Source organism: Janthinobacterium sp. NKUCC08_JDC (assembly GCF_019345575.1).
Lineage (GTDB): Bacteria > Pseudomonadota > Gammaproteobacteria > Burkholderiales > Burkholderiaceae_D > Janthinobacterium > Janthinobacterium aestuarii.
Genome location: NZ_JAHKQW010000040.1, coordinates 1 through 1346, shown reverse-complemented (window position 1 = coordinate 1346; position 1346 = coordinate 1). Strand labels below are relative to the sequence as shown.

1 pseudogene is annotated in these 1346 nt (G+C 74.6%); it reads right to left on the bottom strand.

Going from position 1 to position 1346, the window contains the following annotated elements:
• Window positions 1-1346, bottom strand: a pseudogene (locus tag KO538_RS28995) (hypothetical protein); the annotation flags it as partial.

The following is a 1346-nucleotide window of genomic DNA, read 5'->3' as shown; positions in this document are numbered from 1 at the left end:
GCTGCCTGGTTGGCGGCCGTGTCGTCGGCTTGCGCCGCCTGGGCTGCGAGCAGCGATGCTGCCGCTGCGGCGGCGCTGGCGGTGGCGGCGGCATCGGCGGCTGCCGCTGCCGTGGCAGCCGCTTGCGCCAGTGCGGCGGTTGCGGCGGCATCGGCTGCGGCCTGGTCGTCGGCGACGGCGGCATTGTGCGCCGCCTGGGCGTTGGCCGCGTTGGCCGCTGCCAGCGCGGCTGCCGCGTCATCGGCCTGCGCCGCCTGTGTGGCGGCCAGGGTGATGGCGGCCGCAACGGCCGCTGCCGCTGCCGCAACATCAGCGTCATGCGCGTTTTGCGCCGCCAGCTGGGCTGCCGCCGCGGCGGCGGCCGTGGCGGCGACGTCGGCGTCGGCGGCCAGCGCTGCATCGAGCGCCAGTTGCGCATTGGCTGCGGCGGTGGCGGCTGCTGCCGCAGTGGTGTCGTCCGCCTGGGCATTGAGGGTGGCGGCCAGGGAAATGGCCGCTTGCGCTGCTGCCGCTGCCGCGGCGGCATCGGCGTTTTGCGCCGCGACCGCCGCCGCATGCGCGGCAGTGGCATTGGCGGCAGCGGTGGCTGCAGCCGCATCGTCGGCCTGGGCCGCCGCCAGCGCCGCATGGGCGGCAGCCGCATTGGCATTGGCCTGGGCCGCGTCATCGGCCGCACTCTGGGCGGCGATGAGGAGGTTCAGTTTCAGCGTCTTGTCATTGTCGGCATCCGTGGCGTTGATATCGGCCGTCACGGCGGCGTTCAGGTTGAGGATGGCCGCATCGAGTGCGGCATGGGCGTTGAGGGCTGCCGTGTCGGCCAGTTGCGCCGCCAGGGTGGCGGCCGCCGAGAGGGCGGCCGTGTGCGCGGCATTGGCGGCTGCATCGTCTAGGGCCAGCGCCGCGCTGGCTGCCGCCAATGCATTATTGGCCGCCGTGGCAAGGGCCGCCAGGGCGACATCGGCCACCAAGGCCGCATCGGAAAGCAGCTGGGCCGCTGCGGCCGCGGCTGCCGTGCTTGCCGCCGTGGCGTCGTCTGCCGCAGCGGCATTGGCGGCGGCGAGCGAGGCGCTGGCCGTCAATATCGCCGCGTTGAGCGTGGTGACGGCCGCATTCAGGGCCGCTTGCGCGTTGGCCGCCGCCGTGGCTGCTGCTGCGGCAGCGCCGTCGTCGGCCAGGGCCTGGTTCAGCGCGGCCAGGGCGCTCGCTGCCGTTGCCGCGGTCGTGCCGACGGCGAGATCGGCGGCCAGCGCGGCTTGCGTGGCTGCCAGCGAGATCGACGCCGTGAGGGCGGCGGCGGCAGCAGCGATATCGTCCGCTTGCGCGTGCTGCGTGGCGGCGGCCGAGAT